This window comes from Streptomyces sp. GbtcB6 (assembly GCF_019091475.1).
Classification (GTDB): Bacteria; Actinomycetota; Actinomycetes; order Streptomycetales; family Streptomycetaceae; genus Streptomyces; species Streptomyces hyaluromycini.
Genome location: NZ_JAGXJL010000025.1, coordinates 138,778 through 154,234 on the forward strand (window position 1 = coordinate 138,778; position 15,457 = coordinate 154,234).

The 15,457-nt window shown below is 72.1% G+C and carries 19 protein-coding genes; 12 read left to right on the plus strand and 7 right to left on the minus strand.

All coding sequences use genetic code 11. The annotated features are described in order from the left end of the window. Positions 1–2: 2 nt before the first annotated feature. From KVT45_RS34600 to KVT45_RS34625, 6 genes are read right to left on the minus strand one after another with little or no spacing between them, the layout of a single operon-like run. Positions 3–203: a hypothetical protein gene (locus KVT45_RS34600; RefSeq protein WP_217553103.1), complete on the minus strand. Its 201-nt coding sequence runs from the start codon at positions 201–203 to the stop codon at positions 3–5. Beyond that, positions 200–580, minus strand: coding sequence for a hypothetical protein (locus KVT45_RS34605; RefSeq protein ID WP_217553104.1), 381 nt, complete (start codon positions 578–580; stop codon positions 200–202). Before KVT45_RS34605 ends, KVT45_RS34600 begins: the two co-directional genes overlap by 4 nt. Continuing rightward, complete coding sequence (locus KVT45_RS34610) at positions 577–1,095, minus strand: hypothetical protein (RefSeq protein WP_254647764.1); 519 nt, start codon at positions 1,093–1,095, stop codon at positions 577–579. The genes KVT45_RS34605 and KVT45_RS34610 overlap by 4 nt, the downstream gene beginning before the upstream one ends. Further along, positions 1,092–1,238 carry a hypothetical protein gene (locus KVT45_RS34615; RefSeq protein WP_217553105.1) on the minus strand — a complete coding sequence of 49 codons (147 nt, stop codon included), beginning with the start codon at positions 1,236–1,238 and terminating at the stop codon, positions 1,092–1,094. The genes KVT45_RS34610 and KVT45_RS34615 overlap by 4 nt, the downstream gene beginning before the upstream one ends. Then, a complete protein-coding gene (locus KVT45_RS34620) occupies positions 1,235–1,462 on the minus strand; it encodes a hypothetical protein (protein ID WP_217553106.1) in 228 nt (75 codons plus the stop codon). The genes KVT45_RS34615 and KVT45_RS34620 overlap by 4 nt, the downstream gene beginning before the upstream one ends. Next, positions 1,459–1,854: a hypothetical protein gene (locus KVT45_RS34625; RefSeq protein WP_217553107.1), complete on the minus strand. Its 396-nt coding sequence runs from the start codon at positions 1,852–1,854 to the stop codon at positions 1,459–1,461. Before KVT45_RS34625 ends, KVT45_RS34620 begins: the two co-directional genes overlap by 4 nt. Positions 1,855–2,239: 385 nt before the next feature. Here KVT45_RS34625 and KVT45_RS34630 point away from each other — a divergent pair, with 385 nt between their 5' ends. After that, positions 2,240–2,689 (plus strand): hypothetical protein, encoded by a 450-nt coding sequence (locus KVT45_RS34630; protein WP_217553108.1) that lies wholly within the window; start codon positions 2,240–2,242, stop codon positions 2,687–2,689. A 337-nt stretch (positions 2,690–3,026) separates the two neighbouring features. Continuing rightward, positions 3,027–4,907, plus strand: a complete 1,881-nt coding sequence (locus KVT45_RS34635; RefSeq protein WP_217553109.1) for a carboxyl transferase domain-containing protein — start codon at positions 3,027–3,029, stop codon at positions 4,905–4,907. A 3-nt stretch (positions 4,908–4,910) separates the two neighbouring features. On the opposite strand, the gene KVT45_RS34640 is transcribed toward KVT45_RS34635, so the two are convergent. After that, a complete protein-coding gene (locus KVT45_RS34640) occupies positions 4,911–6,143 on the minus strand; it encodes a cytochrome P450 (protein WP_308310945.1) in 1,233 nt (410 codons plus the stop codon). A gap of 183 nt (positions 6,144–6,326) precedes the next feature. Between KVT45_RS34640 and KVT45_RS34645 the strand changes: the two genes are divergently transcribed. The 10 genes from KVT45_RS34645 to fabG all read left to right on the plus strand — a co-directional run bounded on the left by KVT45_RS34645 (position 6,327) and on the right by fabG (position 15,448). Further along, complete coding sequence (locus tag KVT45_RS34645) at positions 6,327–8,129, plus strand: polyketide synthase (protein WP_217553111.1); 1,803 nt, start codon at positions 6,327–6,329, stop codon at positions 8,127–8,129. A 70-nt stretch (positions 8,130–8,199) separates the two neighbouring features. Then, positions 8,200–8,469, plus strand: coding sequence for an acyl carrier protein (locus KVT45_RS34650; RefSeq protein ID WP_217553112.1), 270 nt, complete (start codon positions 8,200–8,202; stop codon positions 8,467–8,469). Positions 8,470–8,505: 36 nt separating this feature from the next. Beyond that, entirely contained in the window at positions 8,506–8,754 is a 249-nt protein-coding gene (locus KVT45_RS34655; protein ID WP_217553113.1) for a phosphopantetheine-binding protein, read from the plus strand. Beyond that, complete coding sequence (locus KVT45_RS34660; RefSeq protein ID WP_217553114.1) at positions 8,751–10,106, plus strand: beta-ketoacyl synthase N-terminal-like domain-containing protein; 1,356 nt, start codon at positions 8,751–8,753, stop codon at positions 10,104–10,106. Before KVT45_RS34655 ends, KVT45_RS34660 begins: the two co-directional genes overlap by 4 nt. After that, positions 10,103–11,350 (plus strand): hydroxymethylglutaryl-CoA synthase family protein, encoded by a 1,248-nt coding sequence (locus KVT45_RS34665; RefSeq protein WP_217553115.1) that lies wholly within the window; start codon positions 10,103–10,105, stop codon positions 11,348–11,350. Before KVT45_RS34660 ends, KVT45_RS34665 begins: the two co-directional genes overlap by 4 nt. Next, the gene (locus tag KVT45_RS34670) at positions 11,347–12,075 is read left to right on the plus strand and encodes an enoyl-CoA hydratase-related protein (RefSeq protein ID WP_217553116.1); all 729 of its coding nucleotides are present in this window, start codon (positions 11,347–11,349) and stop codon (positions 12,073–12,075) included. Before KVT45_RS34665 ends, KVT45_RS34670 begins: the two co-directional genes overlap by 4 nt. Continuing rightward, complete coding sequence (locus KVT45_RS34675; protein ID WP_217553117.1) at positions 12,072–12,857, plus strand: polyketide synthase; 786 nt, start codon at positions 12,072–12,074, stop codon at positions 12,855–12,857. Before KVT45_RS34670 ends, KVT45_RS34675 begins: the two co-directional genes overlap by 4 nt. After that, positions 12,854–13,735 (plus strand): ACP S-malonyltransferase, encoded by an 882-nt coding sequence (locus KVT45_RS34680; RefSeq protein WP_217553118.1) that lies wholly within the window; start codon positions 12,854–12,856, stop codon positions 13,733–13,735. Before KVT45_RS34675 ends, KVT45_RS34680 begins: the two co-directional genes overlap by 4 nt. Before the next feature lie 20 nt (positions 13,736–13,755). Then, positions 13,756–14,724, plus strand: a complete 969-nt coding sequence (locus KVT45_RS34685) for a zinc-binding dehydrogenase (protein WP_217553119.1) — start codon at positions 13,756–13,758, stop codon at positions 14,722–14,724. A 19-nt stretch (positions 14,725–14,743) separates the two neighbouring features. Then, complete coding sequence (fabG, locus tag KVT45_RS34690) at positions 14,744–15,448, plus strand: 3-oxoacyl-ACP reductase FabG (RefSeq protein WP_217553120.1); 705 nt, start codon at positions 14,744–14,746, stop codon at positions 15,446–15,448. Positions 15,449–15,457: the final 9 nt, after the last annotated feature.

Here is a 15,457-nt window from a genome sequence, read left to right on the forward strand (position 1 = left end):
GGCTACTCCTGGGTGGTGTGGATGCCGGCGGCGCGGGCGATGGCGTGGCCGAGGAGGTTGGTGCCATGCCGGTCTTCGGCGGCCTGGGCGATGACGAGGTGCGCGAACAGCGCCTCGATGGGCGGGCCGGGCCGGGCCGACCGGGCGGCCGCGCGGATGGCGGCCACCTCGGTCGGACGGCGGACGTGCGAGGTGCGGCTCACTGCTTGCCCCCGTCGAGGATCCGGGCGAGCTGGTCGGCCATGTCCCGCAGCCGGTCGGCGTAGGTGTCGAGGGTCGCGGCGAGGTCGTACAGCTGGACCGGGGTGAGCGTCTTGCCGAGGGGGAAGACCGAGACGCCGGCCGTCCGGCCGCCCAGCTCGGGGACGGACGACGTGGCGAACGGGGACTGCACGATCTCGGCCGCGAGCAGGTTCCGGCCGAGGTAGACGCACTCGGCGAGCGGGCCCACGTGGATGAGGTCGGCGCGCAGCATCTCGGGGTCGTGGTCGGCGTGACCACTACACCAAGAGGGCTCTTCCAGGGTGACGGGCCCGTGGTCGCTGGTGGCGAGGGTGATGGTGCGGGGCTCGGTGCTCACTGGCCTTCACTCCTCGCGCGGTTCTCGGCTCGGCTGAGCTGGTCGGGACGGGTGCGCGGCACGTCGGTCAGCCACGGGAAGGGGCGGATGCCGTCGGCGGCCTTGAACACGCGAATGGCCGCGCCAGCGGGGGCGTCCGGAAGTCCGTACACGCGGCCGCCGTCGAGGGAGGCGAGGAGCCGGGCGCCGTGGTGCTCGCACCCGTTGGCGCCTCCGTTGTGCCGGTCCAGGACGGTGACGACGACCGGCCCGTTGCAGTCGGTCGGGTCCTCGGGATGCGCGGCGGGGCAGCGGGGCGCGGCGGGGACATCGGCAGCGCTGGGGACGGCCTCGGGGTCGAGGACGCGGAGCAGGATCCGCAGGGTCTCGCGCAGGGCGCCGTAGGCCTCGGGGTACGAGAACCCAGCGGCGCTGCTGTCGCCGTAGTCGGCGAGCAGCGTGCGGGCCACACGGACCGCGGTGGCCAGTTCGCTGGTCTGGGCGGCGAGGGCGGGGGTGCTGGCGCAGGGCTTCATCGCCGGTTCCCCTTCCGGAGGACGCCGGTGACACCGGCCTCGGTGATGCGGACGTCGACCCTGCGGGAGATGACCCCGGCGGCGATGAGACGCCGGCCGGGGACGGCCCGCGGGGTGCGGGCCGTCTCGGTCTGCTTCGTCACCGGGCACCCCCGACGGGGCGCTCGGAGCGGGTGTGCTCGTCGAGGAGGTCGGCGATCTCCCGCATGCGGAACTTCGGGTCCGGGGCCTCGGCGATGAACCGGACCACCAGGTCGTGGAAGGCGTCCCAGTCCGGGCTACCGAGTCCGGCGGCGGTGCCGGCGGCCTGACCGGCGCGCAGCTGGCTGATGATCCGGTGGGCGGCGGGGGTGAGGGTGGCGTTCATCGGGCACCGCCGGCGAACGCGGCGATCAGCGCGGTGGCGGCGACGTACTCGGCCTTGCGCGGCTTGTAGGCGGCGACGAGGCGGGCGACCTGCGCGAGGGTCCAGCGGGCCACGGAGTGGCTGCGGTGGGCGCGGCCCCCGGCGACGGTGCGGCGGGTGCGGGCGGTCGCGGCGGGGGTGAGGCCGATGCGCTTCGCGACGGAGCGGAGGCCGTTGGCGATGCCGGCCGCGGTGTCCTTGGCGACGCCGGAGGCGATGGCCACGGTGGCGAGGCTGCGGGGGCGGCGGTGGCAGCTGGAGGCGAGGCGGCCGGCGGCGGTGCGGCGGCGGAGCTCGGAGCGCAGGACGCGCCGGTTGGCGCGGCGCTCACGGCGGATGAGAGAGTTCGGCACAGCGGGTCTCCTGTTGGCTCAGGTGATTCCGTCAGGCCCTCGTTCGGTGTTGGTAGCACCGACGAGGGCCGCTTGCGTAAGCGGTGTCGCTTGCTCAAAGCGTAGAGGGTCGTTGCGGGTCGCGCAAGTACGTGGAGCCACTTGCGCAGGTCGAAGTTCTGGCGATCTTCGACTCGGGGTGGGGTGCGGGCGCGCCTGCTCGCCCGACAGTTGCAGTCCTAGTTGCGGTTCGCCGTCGGTCGAGGGCGGTCGTTGTGGCGGGAAAAGCACTCTGACCAGCCAATATGAACCGTGGCGCGCTATCCCGACCTTTCATCACGGAAACTCGTAATGCGTAGGTCTCGGGTTCGAATCCCGAAAGCGGCTCCAGAAAGCCCCAGGTCAGATGGTCTATGACCTGGGGCTTCTTCGTTTCGGGATCCGCCTCGTGCGTGAGCCGAGGGGACCGGCGTCGGTCGAAGGGGTCCAGGTGCGGTCCGGGCAGGAGCAGGTTCGCCCAGCCCGGGACGTGGTGGTCCGATTCCACACCGGCAACCCCACCCGCCTCGCCGCCACGGCCGGCGGCTACGCCTCCGTCGACCCGACCGGTATCGGAAAACCTGCCACCAGCAATATCAACCGGGGCGCCGACGACACCCTGGACAATTTCGCGATCACCCCGGCCGGCACCGGCGGACAAATCAGTATCTACAGCAACAGTGACGGCACCGCCGGCGTCGTCGTCGATTCCGGCGGGGACCCGGTCCGTTTTCTCAGAGCCTGGCCCTTCGGTCCCGGATGGTCGAATTGTTTGCCCCTCGGCGCGAGTTGTGCGGGGATCATTTCTTTGTCTTGAATCGCCTGTGCGGAGCTTTCCTCTTGGTGCAGCGGGGCTGCCTGTTCGCGCAGGTCCCGTCGCTGCCGGTCGCCTGCCTGTTTCGTCGGCGCTAGCCTGCCGGGGCCGTTGGGGCGGGACGTCGCGGCCGTCATTGCTTTCGCACAGCAAATTGAAATGGTTTTGGGATGGCTCCTTAACGTCCATGACTTCTGATGGCCTTCTCGTTGTACCGACCAATCTGCTCCGATAGAACATCAGACAGCAGCCTCCAATACTCTGCGGAGTTGTCGATGCGTAATCAGATGGTGGGCGAGTTACACGAACACCTTGTGTCCGGTGCGCGGTGAAACTCCTCGTGCTTGGTTCGCTGGGTGTGGAACTGTCGGACGGCGATGTCGTCCATGTGCGGGGCCTGCAGGCCACGCTCATCGCGGAGTTGCTCGCCGCGGAATCCATGGTCGTCTCCACCGACCGGCTCGCGGACGCGCTCTACGGTGAGGACATCCCGCGCCAGCCGCTGAGGGCCGTCCACGCCCATATGGCGCGGCTGCGCCGGGCGTTACGGCAGTGGGAGCCCGAAGGGCCCGGCGCGGAGCGCCTGCTGGCCAAGGCCGCGGGGTACGTCCTGAAGGTCTCGCCCCTGGAGTCGGACGCCGGACAGTTCCTGGCCGAGCTGGCGCGGGTGCGAACCCTGGGACCCTCGGATGCCGGTGCCGCCATGGAGATCCTCGAACCCGCCCTGGACCTGTGGCGTGGCCCGGTGCTGGAGGGCACGTCGACGGGTACGGGGGGCGGCCGCCTGGTCGCACGGCTGGAGGCGGCCCGGCGGGAGGCGGCCGAGCGACTGGCCTCGGTCAGGCTGGCCCTCGGGCACCATACGCGGGTCATCACGGACCTGCAGGACCTGCTCCTGGAGAACCCCTACGACGAGTCTCTCGCCCGTCTCCTGGCAACGGCGTTGTACCGGTCGGGCAGGCCGCACGAGGCCCAGCGGGTGGAACAGCGCATCCGAAGGGCGCTGCGTGACGATCTCGGCGTCGGCTCGGAGACGATTCCGCCCCCCGCACGCCCCGGTGGCCGCGGTCGCGTTCGGCGGGACCTGTCCTCGGCCCGGCTGCTGGAGTTGATCGTCGACGGTGAACCACCCGTGTGTCTGAGGAGCCCGGCCCCACCACAGACGTCCGGACCGTCGGCTCCCGTCGCGGGCATCTACCGCGTCGGCGGCTTCCCTGTCGCCGTGTTCCGCGACACGAACCCCGAGCACTCGCCCGATGTCCAAAGTGTTCTGCGGACACTGGAGTACGCGCGAAAAGCCTGCCTGCCGGTGGCCCTCCTCGTCGGGGAGCCCGGTCGCCACCCCGCCGTCGCCTCCGAGATCCCCGCGCACCGGGTGACGCTGCTGCGCTCCCTCGTGCAACTGCGAGGTGTGGTGCCCCGGGTGGTGATCTCGTTCGACGACGCGGTGATGCGGTCCCTCGGCGCAGCGGCACTGGGGGACGCCTTCGTCCTCGTACGGCGGGACCGTCCGGGCGGAGCCGACGGGCATCCGGCGGCCGAGATCGAGGCGACGAGCGTGGTCGAGGCGGCGGCCAGCGCGCGTGAGCTGCTGGACTATCTGACCCGGCAGTGGGCTCCCGCGTCGCCGCCCCGTACCGCGATCGAGCACTTCAGGGCCGACGGGGCGCCCGTCGACATGCGTGGTGTCATCGCCGGGATCGCCGACGGAGGCGACTGGCTCGAACTCATGGCCGAGCATGGTCCGAGTGTCCTGACGGGGCTGGCCCGTATCGAGGGCAAGCGGGTCGGCGTCATCGCGAACAACCCCGTGGTGGGCGACGGCGCGCTCACTCCGCAGGCGGCGAGCAAGGGGCGGCGGATGGTCGACCTCTTCGCGCTGTGGAACATCCCCCTGCTGGTTCTGGTCGACACCCCGCAGGTGCCAGGCACCGGTGTGACCGGTGTCTGGCACTCGCCGGCAGTGGCGGGCGCGGAGTTGCTGAACGCCTTCTTGGAGGCTCGGGTACCACGTGTCACCGTGCTCGTGGGCCGGGCGGAGGGCTGGCCGCGGCTGGTCATGGGGGCGCGGGAGTCCGGCGCGGACGCCGTCTACGCCTGGCCGCGGGCCCGGACCGACCTCGCGGACGGCGCGCTGGACGGTGTCATCGCTCCCCAGGCCACACGAGCGGTGGTCAGTACGCTCCTCGCGGCCTGCCTGGACCGGCGGGCGGGTGCCTGATCGTCACCGGTCCGTCGCATCACGAGGGCCCAGCCGCACGGGCAGGGACGCCGGGCCGCGCAGGGCGGACGGTCGCCAGGGCACCTCGGTGGGGCGGCAGGCCAGTTCCAGGTGCGGATGGTGTCTCAGGAGCGTGGAGAGGACCACCTGGAGTTCGAGCCTGGCCAGGGGTGCGCCCAGGCAGTAGTGGGGGCCGTGCCCGAATGCCAGGTGGGGGTTGTCCCGGCGTGCGACGTCCACTCGGTCGGGCTCGGGGAAGCGGCGGGGGTCGTGGTTGGCCGACGAGACCCCCACGAAGACCAGGTCGCCTCGGGGAATGGTCACGTCGGCGAGGGGGATGTCCTCGGCCGCGTACCGGATGAGCCCGAGCGTCACGGGGCTCTCGAACCTCAGCAGTTCGTCGACCGCCGAGGGGATCAGGTCGGGTGACTCGACGAGCCGGGCCAGTTGTTCGGGGTGGCGCAGGAGCAGCAGCAGTCCGGAGCCGATCATCTGGGTGGTGGTCTCGGCGCCGCCGGCGAACAACACCCCTGCCATCGCCGTCAGTTCGGTGTCGGTGAGCCGCCCCTCGTCGTCGTGGGCGGAGATCAGGGCGCTGAGCAGCCCGTCGTCGGGCTTGTGCCGCTTCTCCTCGATCATGCGGGAGAGATACGTCCACACCGCGTCGCGCGCCTCTTCCACCCGGGCCGCCACCTCCGGGTCCACCGGTAGCTCGGTCAGTACGGAGACGAAGGGGCCCAGGTGGGTGGCGTCCTGCTCGCTCAGCCCCAGGAGGCGGCAGATCACCATGGTCGGCAGCGGCTCCGCCAGGACGGACACCAGGTCGGCCGTCCCGTCCGGCGGGAGCGGGGCAAGCAGTCTGCGGACCGTCTCCTCGATGTAGGGGGCGAGGGTGGCCACCCGGCGGGGGGTGAACTCCCGGGCCACCATCCGGCGCAGCCGAGTGTGCTCGGGCGGGTCCATGACGAGCATGGTCTCGGGGAGGCAGTCGGCGAACCGGAACTTGAACCGGTCCAGCCGGCAGCGCAGTTCGGGGCCGGCATGGCGGTCCTCCACGCTCAGGCGTGGATCTCCGGCCAGGCGCTGGGCGTCCTCGTGGCGCGTGACGAGCCAGCCCTCGCCCGCGAAGGCAGTCTGGATCCGGACCACGCGGCCGGCCTCGCGCAGTCTCCCGAAGTACGGGTACGGGTCGAGGTACTGGTTCAGGGTCCTGGCCCTCGACGGTTTGTCCGGCACCGCTCCTCCAACTGCAGACGGGTACCGGGGTCCGCCCCGGTCGCGGACAGCCAGCTTGCGGGGCCGCCGTGACGGTCCGGTGACAGCCCGCATATGCCGGGTCCGGCGACCGGGCTGGTTGTCGCAGCCATGTCACATGGCGTCTCTAGCGTGGCGCACCCCGAGCTTCACGAGGAGGTCCGTATGAACGCCGCGCCGCACGTCCCCGAACCCATCGCCGTCATCGGGCTGTCCTGCCGTACGGCAGGAGCCGACGACGCGGAGTCGCTGTGGCGGCTGCTGCGGGCCGAGCGGCGGCTCATCGGCCCGGTGCCCGGGCAGCGGGTGCCGTCCGTCGACGCCGGGCCCGTCGACGCGGGGCCGATGCAGGCGGCGCTGCTCGACGACGTCAGTGGCTTCGACGCGGCCTTCTTCGGTGTCTCCCGGCGCATGGCGGCCTGGATGGACCCGCATCAGCGCGTGCTCCTCGAACTGACCTGGCACGCCCTGGAGAACGCGGCCATCGCACCGGACCGGCTGCGCGGCGAACCGGTGGCGGTGTTCGCCGCGGCCCCCATGGCCGACTACCGGGAGCGCATGATCCGGGCGGACGTCGTGGACAGCGCCGCTTTCCCCGGCACCCTGATCACGTTCACCGCCAACCGGATCTCGTACCAGTTCGACTGGACCGGCCCCAGCTACGCCGTCGACTCCGCCTGCTCCTCCGGCCTCTCGGTACTGGCCCCGGCCGTGCAGGGGCTGCGCGCCGGTGAGTTCTCCCTGGCCGCCGTGATGGCCGCCAACATCACCTGCAACGGCTTCTACACCAGCAGCGCCTATCAGGCGGGCGCGCTCTCCCCCACCGGCGACTCCGTCCCGTTCAGCACGCGACGCGACGGCTATGTGCGGGGCGAGGGCGGTGCCTGCCTCCTGCTCAAGCGTCTTGCCGACGCGCGGCGGGACGGCGATCCGGTGCACGCGGTGATCCGCGGTGTCGGTGTCGGTCACAACGGCAGGGCCGGCGGCCTCACCGGCAGCGACGCCCCGGCGCAGACCCGGCTGTTCCTGCGGACGGCCCGCGCGGCGGGAGTTCCGCTCTCCTCCGTCGGCTACGTCGAGGCCCACGGCACCGGTACCGGAGGCGACCTCGCGGAGGCCGCGGCCGTGACCGAGGCCCTCCGCACGGCACTTGAGATGCCGCAAGCCCAAGCGGCCGGACCCGGGGGCAAGTTGTGGATCGGCTCGGTCAAGTCGAACATCGGGCACCTGGAGGCCGCCGCGGGGCTGCTCGGCATCGTCAAGGCGGTGCTCATCCTGCGGCATGGGCTCATCCCGCCGATCGCGGGTCTCGACCGGCCCGACCCCACCCTGTCGTTCGGCGGCCTGCCGGTCGCCCTCGCCGATCGTCCGGTCGCCTGGCCGCGCGGTGCGGCGGTCCGCCGTATCGGGGTGAACTCCTTCGGTGTGGGCGGCGCGTTGGCACACGCCATCGTCGAGGAGGCGCCCGAGGAAACGGCCGGCGCGCCACCGTGGACCGGTCCCGACCCACTGGCCGTCCCTCTGTCCGCCATGAACCGAACGGGCCTGTCCGCCCTGGCCGCAGACCTGATACGGACAGTGCGCGGGCCGCGGCCGCCCGACCTGGCCGCCCTCGCGTGGACGACCCAGACGGGCCGGGCCAGGCTGCGGGAACGACGCGTCCTGGTGGCCGCCGACCTCACCGGGCTGGCGCAGGCGCTGGCAGCCGTGGCGGCGGAGCAGCCGCACGGACAGGTGGCGGCGACGGACCGCAAGGACGCGCTCGGCCACCTGCCCACGCCCATGGCCCACACCGCCGGCGACTGGCTCGACGGACTCCCCGCCGACTGGGCCAAGCACTGGCCGCAACCCCGGTCACACTGCCCCGACCTGCCCGGATACCCGTTCCAGCGCAGCCCGCACTGGTTCGACGCCCACGGCCCGGCAGCCGGCACCCGGGCCGCCGCGCCCCAGGCCGGCACGCACTGACCCGCACCACAACTGCCGACTACGGCAACTGCCAACTACGACGACCGTTCAGCACGACAGGAGAACTCCCATGTCCCAGACCGTTACCGCCGACGAGGTCCGTGAGGTACTGCGCACGCATCTGGCGGAAGTCCTCTACTGCGAGCCCGAGGAGATCGGCGACGACACCGCCTTCCAGGACCTGGGCCTGGACTCCGTGCTCGGTGCCGAGGTCACGGCGGTGATCAACTCCCGCTACGGCCTGCAGGAGAAGGTCGAGGCGCTCTACCAGAACCCCACCCTCGCCGAGCTCGCCGAGCACGTGGCGCAGTGCGTCGGCCTGCCGCAGGGCGCGCGCTGACCCGGCCGCCCGGCACTCGGCAGAAGGCAGGGTTCCATGACACACGACGAGATCTGGGAAGTGCTGAGCCGGCACGTCCGGGACGTCCTGAGCGACGTCGAGGACGACGAGATCCACCCCGGGCAGAACCTGCGGGACCTGGGAGCCAACTCCCTCGACCGCATGGACATCCTGGTCGGTACCGTCGACGAGCTGCGGCTGACCGTGCCCACGGGGGCGCTCGCCGCCGCACCCACGCTCGGTGGTCTCGCGGAACTGCTCCACGCGCACTGCGAGCAGCCGTGAGCCCCTCACCGGTGCCGGACCGGCGGTGCCGGACCGGCATCGCGGTGACCTCGGCCGCGGTGCTGCATCCGGCCGCCGCCACCGTCACCGAACTGGACCGGGTGCTCCGCCGTGGGGAGCCGACGCTGCGCCCGACTCCCTTACCCGGCGCCGAACTTGTGGTCCCGGCCGCCCACCTGGACGGCTTCGACCTGCGGTCCTGGGCCCGGTCCCACTGCGCCGACCCGCACAGTCGCGACAGACTGCGCCGGGTCGCCGGACGGGCCACCCTCCCGGTGCGCACGGCCTGTTGTGTCGCGCTCGCCGCGTGTACCGCCGCCCGGCTGACCGATGCCGAAGCCCGTGACACGAGCGTGGTGATCGCGGGCAACAACCTGGCTCTGGGCCACCAGTCACGCGCGGCGGCCGCCTACGCCGCCGACCCGTCCACGGTCCGTGCCGGGCATCTGCTGGACTGCTTCGACACCGACGCGCTCGGCGCCGTGGGAGAGGTGACCGGGTGCGGCGGGGAGGGCTGGCCGATCGGCGGTTCGTCGGCCGCCGGCGCGCTCGCCCTGATCCACGCCACCCGTATGGTGGCGGCCGGTCAGGCACCCCGTTGTCTGGTCGTCGCGCCGGTCAACGACCTTTCCCCGGTGGAGATCGGCGCCTTCGTGAAGGCCGGGGCCATGACCCCGGTCACCGCGGGCGGGGACGCCACCGCGGCCTGCCGCCCCTTCGACGAGAGCCACGACGGCATCGCCGTGGCCCAGGTCGCGGCGGCCGTACTCATCGAGCCGGCGTCCGAGGCACACCGGCGCGGCATCAGGCCGCTGGGCCGGATCCTCGGCTCCGGCACGAGCACGGACGGCCGACGAGGCACCCGGCCCGACACCGACGGCCAGGTCCGGGCGATGCGTACGGCGTTGTCCGACTGCGGTCTCGCCCCCTCGGACATCGACTACGTCAACGCCCACGCCACCGGGTCGGCCGTCGGCGACGACAGCGAGGCGGCGGCCCTGGCCGAGGTGTTCGGCGCCGCCGGACAAACGGTCGCCGGATCAACGGCAGTTGAATCGACAGCCGCCGGCTCAGCAGACGTCGAAGGGCCGTGGGTCAACTCGACCAAGGCCCTTCTCGGTCACGGGCTGGGAGCCGCGGGGCTCGTCGAGGCCGTCGCGACCCTGCTGCAGCTCACCGGCGGCTACTGCCACGCCAATCCCCACCTGGCCAAACCGGTGCGGTCCGACCTGAGGTTCGTCACCGACACGATCACGCGTGCGCCGCTGCGTACCGCGTTGAGCAACAGCTTCGCCTTCAGCGGGATCAACGCGTCCCTCGTCCTGGGGCGAGCGGAGGAGGACTGCCCATGAAACCGGTCGGCATCGAGGACATCAGCGCCTATCTCGGCCTGGCCTATGTCGAGGTCGACGACCTGTTCCGGGCGCGGGGCATGGACACCTCCCGGATGGCGAACCTGATGATGCGGCGCAAGACGGCCGCGCTGCCCTGCGAGGACGTCGTCAGCTGTGCCGTCAACGCCGCCCGCCCGCTCCTGGACCGTCTCGGCGAGGGCGAGCTGGAGACGATCGAACTGCTGGTGGTGGGAACCGAGTCGGGGATCGACCTGTCCAAGTCGGCCGCGACGTGGATCCACGAGCTCCTGGGGCTGCCCCGCACCTGCCGCCTGTACGAGGTCAAACAGGCGTGTTACGCGGGCGTGGCAGCACTCCAACTCGCCGCGGCACAGATGGCGACCGCCTCCCGCGAGGACGCCCGCGCTCTGGTGATCGGCTGTGACGTGCCGCGTCTCATCCGGGGCAGCACGGCGGAACCCAGCCAGGGGGCGGGCGGGGTCGCCGTCCTGGTCGGCTCCCGGCCCACGCTGGCGACAGCCGAGCTGGGCGCTGCCGGATACTGCGGCTTCGACGTGACCGACGTCCGCCGTCCCACTCCGTCGGATCACATCTGGGACCCCGATCTGTCCCTCATGTCGTACGTGGAGTGCCTCAGGACCGCCTACGGCGACTATGTGCGGCGGCGCCCGGACACCGACTTCTTCGACTCCTTCGACCACCTCGTGTTCCACACCCCCTTCCCCGGAGCGGTCCGCGGGGCACACCGCTCGTTGCTGCGCAGCCTGGGGCGCTTCGCCCCGCAGCAGGTCGCGGAGGACTTCGGGCGCCGTCTGGAGGACTCCGTCCAGTACCCGGCGCAGGTCGGCAACATCTACGCCGGGACCACTCTCCTCGCCCTGCTCAGCCTGCTCGACCACGCCGACGCCGGCCCCGCGTCCCCGCGGCGCGTCGGGATCTTCTCCTACGGGTCCGGGTGCTCCTCGGAGTTCTTCAGCTACCTGCTCAACTCCCCGGGGGCGACGGGCGCGTCGGGTGTGGCGGAGGCCCTCGCCGCCCGCACCCGGCTGGACGTCGACGCCTACGACGAGATCGCCGACGCCTGTGACCCGTTGTGCGCCGGTGTGGCGGACTTCGAGGGCGACCTGTCGTTGGCGGAGAAGCTGGCGCCGGCCGTGAGCCCGGATCGCCCGTTGACGATGCTCGAACACATCGACGACCACGAGCGTCACTACGTCCGTCTCGGCGGGGGGCGGCCATGACCGGCGTCACCGTGACCCACCGGCCCGGACGGCTGCGGGCCACGCTCACCGGTCCCGTGCTCGGCGAGGACGTGGTCAAAGCGCTGATCGCGGCGCTGGAACAGGCCGAACGCACGCCCCGGGTACGGGCCTTCGTGATCGCCTCCGACGGTCCGGCGTTCTGCACCGGAATGCCCCTGAGCGGCGACCGGTCCACGGGCGACGTCCTCGGCGGCCTCGCGTCGGCACACGACCTCTTCACCGGCCTGGCGCGCAGCCCCCTGGTCACCGTGGCCCTCGTCGACGGGCAGGTCACCGGTGGCGGTGTCGCCCTCGTCGCCGCGTGCGACCAGGTCGTCGCCGGTCCCGAAGCCACGTTCAGGATCACCGAGTTGCTGGTGGGGCTGCTGCCGGCGGTGCTGCTCCCGGTCGTCGCCGAGCGCGTCGGTCACCACCGCGCCTTCTCGCTGGCGCTGACCGCACACCAGCTGGACGCCGCTGCCGCCGTCGGCATCGGCCTCGCCGACCGCGCGGCTCCGGAGCCGGAGGCCGAACTGGCGCGGATCATGCGCGAGGTGGGACGCACCACCCCGTCGGCCGTGGCGGCCCTCAAGCGGTACCGCGACGCCCTTCGGACCGGGCCCGGCAGTCTGGAGCAGGCGGTGGAAGCGATGCGTGAGCGCCTCGAAGATCCGGCCGGCCGGGCCAGGATGTCCCTGCTCGCGGAACAGGGGCTGCTGCCATGACACGCGCTCCCGGCCCCGTGGCGATCCGCCTGGAAGCACCTCTGGCCCATGTCACCCTCGACGACGCCGCCCACGGCAACCGCATCACACCCGCCGCGCGCACCGCCCTGCCCGCGGCTCTGGCGGAGGCGGCAGCGGATCCCGGTACCCGCGTGATCGTACTGAGCGGGCTGCCGGACGTCTTCTGCGCCGGCGGCACGCGCGAGGACCTGACCGCCGACGGTGCGGCCCGCACCCCGCACGGCTGGGACTTCGTACGGGCCGCCGCCGACTGCCCGTTGCCCGTCGTCGCGGCGGTGCAGGGTCATGCGATCGGGGGCGGACTGCTGTTGGCGCTCTACGCGGACGCGGTGGTCCTCAGCGATCGCTCCAGCTACTCCGCCAACTTCCTCACCTACGGCTTCACCCCCTGTCTGGGCGCCACCCACGTGCTCCCCACGGTCCTCGGACAGGCGCTGGGCACCGAGATGCTCTACACCGGCCGCCCCTACCGCGGCCGTGAACTCGCCGCCCGCGGCGCCGCGGTGAACATCGTCGCGCACGACAAGGTCCCCGCCCGAGCAGCCGCCCTCGCCCGACGGATCGCCCAGGCGCCGCGTACGACACTCCAGTTGCTCAAGCAGGAACTCACCGCACCGGAAAGGGACTTGGCCTTGGCAGCCCTGGAGCGTGAACTTCCCCACCACACAGCCACCTTGGACGACCCGGAGACCCGGCGTCGTATCGGCGCGCTCTACCCGCTCACCCACTCCCGGCAGTCCGAAGCAGGGAGCCCACGGTGACCATCGCTCTGCTCTTCCCCGGTCAGGGATCCCAGCACATCGGCATGGGCAAGGACCTCTTCGCCGCGTTCCCCGACCTGACCGAGCTCGCCGAGGACATCCTCGGCCACTCACTGCGCCGGCTGTGTCTCGAAGATCCGGACGGCGTCCTCGGGCACACGCGCTTCACCCAGCCCGCCGTCTACACCGTCAACGCCCTCGCCCACCGCCGGCGGGCCCTCGACGGCGGGGCCCCCGCGGATGTGCTGCTCGGCCACAGCCTGGGCGAGTACAACGCCCTGGAGGCCGCCGGGGTCCTCGACTTCGCCACCGGGCTGCGGCTCGTCGTCGAACGTGCCCGGCTGATGGACGCCACCCCGGGCGGCATGGTCGCCGTCAGCGGAATCGACAGCGACACGATCGAGGAGACGTTACGTCGGCTGGGCCCGCCCGGCCTGCACATCGCCGCGCTCAACGCACCCCACCAGGTGGTGCTCGCCGGCCCCGAGGAGGCGCTCCGCCAGGCCGTCCCCGGACTGCGCGAGGCCGGGGCCCGCGCCGTGACACGGCTCACGGTGAGCGGCCCCTTCCACACCCCCCATCTGACCGAGGCCGCCGAGGAGTTCGCCGCCGCCCTCATGGCCGTCCCCCGCTGGCGCGTCCCCTCGGTACCGGTCATCGCCAACCACACCGCCCTGCCCCACGCCGTCCCGCGCGTCGTCACGGACCTCACCCGCCAGATCGACCACCCCGTCCTGTGGGCCCCGTCCGTCGAACGCGTCCTCGACCGGGACCCGGACACCACGTTCGTCGAGATCGGCGGCAACACGACGCTGCTCTCCCTCGTACGGCAGACCCGCCGCCGACTTCGCCAAGACCGCCTCGCGGCCCGGCCCTGACCACATTCCGGAGGCAGACCATGCTCGCGGTATACGCCCAACACCCCTCGTCCGACGACCCGTTGGGCACCCTGCGCTTCGGGGAACGCCCGGCGGCCACCGCTCCCGACGACACCTGGACCGTCGTCACGGTCAAGGCCGCCGGCCTGAACCACCACGACCTGTGGACGCTGCGGGGTGCCGGACTGCCCGCCGACCGCTACCCGATGATCCTCGGCGGAGAGGCCAGCGGTATCGACGACGAGGGCAACGAGGTCATCGTCGGCACCGTCATCGCCGCACCCCAGTGGAGCCACGAGCCCGTCCGCGACCCCGCCCACACCCTCCTCAGCGAGGGAGCCCCCGGTACGTTCGCCGAGCGCGTCGCCGTTCCGCGCCATGTCCTCGCCCCCAAACCGGCCGGGTTCACGCATGCCGAGGCCGCCTGTGTCACCGGTACCTGGCTGACCGCGTACCGCATGCTCTTCACCAAGTCCGGCCTCGCCCCGGGAGACACGGTCCTGATCCAGGGAGCGGGCGGCGGGGTGTCCACCGCGCTGACCCGGCTCGCCCGCACGGCCGGTTTCCGGGTCTGGGTCACCAGCCGCAGCGCCGAGAAGCGCGCCGCGGCCGAACGGCTCGGCGCGCACGCCGCGTTCCCCTGTGGCAGGCCGCTGCCCGAGCCAGTGGACGCGGTGATGGAGAGCGTCGGACGCGCCACCTGGTCCCACTCCCTGCGCTCGGTCCGCCCCGGAGGCACGATCGTCGTCACCGGCGCCACCTCGGGCGCCGACCCGATCGCCCACCTGAACCGGATCTTCTGGAACGAACTGAAAGTCGTCGGCTCCACGTCCGGCACCCTCGACGAACTCCGCCGGCTCCTGGCCCTCATGACCCGGCACGGCCTGCGTCCGGACATCGCCGACGAACTCCCCTTCGCCGACGCCCGCAAGGGCTTCGAACGGCTCCTGGACGGCGAGGTCGTCGGCAAGATCGCCTTCCACTGGTGACCCGCGAAAGGCGCCTCGTATGAACCGCTCCGTCCTGATCACCGGTGGCAACCGCGGTATCGGCCGCGCCATCACGGAAGCCTTCCTCAAGGCGGGCGACCGCGTCGCCGTCGCGCACCGAGGCGGCGACGAACTGCCGGACACCCTCGACCTGCGGTGCGACGTCACGAGCACCGAGCAGGTCGACGCCGCCTTCACGGCCGCGGAGTCGGCCCACGGGCCCGTGGAGATCCTCGTCTCGAACGCCGGGATCACGGACTCCGCGCCGCTGGCCGCCATGGCCGAGGACCAGTTCGGCCGCGTCCTGGACACCAACCTCACCGGGGCCTATCGCGTCGCCAAACGCGCCAGCCGCGGCATGGTCAGGCTCCGGAACGGTCGGATGATCTTCATCTCCTCGGTGCTCGGCACGGGGGGCCGACGCGGTGCCGCCAACTACTCCGCGTCCAAGGCCGGCCTGGTCGGCCTCGCCCGCAGCATCGCCCGGGAGTACGCCGGTTACGGCATCACGGCGAACCTCGTGACGCCCGGCCTGGTCCGCACCGAGATGATGGAGGACATGCCCGAGGACATGCGCCTCCAGCTCCTGGACCGGACCCTCCTCAAGCGCCCGGCGGAACCGGAGGAGATCGCCGACGCCGTGCTCTGGCTCGCCGACGACAGATCCCGCTACGTCACAGGAGCGGAGATCCATGTCGACGGCGGCCTGAGCCTCGGCGCCTGACGCGCCGGG

Bases quoted from the DNA above. Each gene is read 5' to 3' on its own strand.
- KVT45_RS34610 (WP_254647764.1), bottom strand. From the start codon at position 1,095: ATGAAGCCCTGCGCCAGCACCCCCGCCCTCGCCGCCCAGACCAGCGAA.
- KVT45_RS34620 (WP_217553106.1), bottom strand. From the start codon at position 1,462: ATGAACGCCACCCTCACCCCCGCCGCCCACCGGATCATCAGCCAGCTG.
- KVT45_RS34630 (WP_217553108.1), top strand. From the start codon at position 2,240: ATGGTCTATGACCTGGGGCTTCTTCGTTTCGGGATCCGCCTCGTGCGT.
- KVT45_RS34645 (WP_217553111.1), top strand. From the start codon at position 6,327: ATGAACGCCGCGCCGCACGTCCCCGAACCCATCGCCGTCATCGGGCTG.
- KVT45_RS34650 (WP_217553112.1), top strand. From the start codon at position 8,200: ATGTCCCAGACCGTTACCGCCGACGAGGTCCGTGAGGTACTGCGCACG.
- KVT45_RS34655 (WP_217553113.1), top strand. From the start codon at position 8,506: ATGACACACGACGAGATCTGGGAAGTGCTGAGCCGGCACGTCCGGGAC.
- KVT45_RS34665 (WP_217553115.1), top strand. From the start codon at position 10,103: ATGAAACCGGTCGGCATCGAGGACATCAGCGCCTATCTCGGCCTGGCC.
- KVT45_RS34670 (WP_217553116.1), top strand. From the start codon at position 11,347: ATGACCGGCGTCACCGTGACCCACCGGCCCGGACGGCTGCGGGCCACG.
- KVT45_RS34675 (WP_217553117.1), top strand. From the start codon at position 12,072: ATGACACGCGCTCCCGGCCCCGTGGCGATCCGCCTGGAAGCACCTCTG.
- KVT45_RS34685 (WP_217553119.1), top strand. From the start codon at position 13,756: ATGCTCGCGGTATACGCCCAACACCCCTCGTCCGACGACCCGTTGGGC.
- fabG (WP_217553120.1), top strand. From the start codon at position 14,744: ATGAACCGCTCCGTCCTGATCACCGGTGGCAACCGCGGTATCGGCCGC.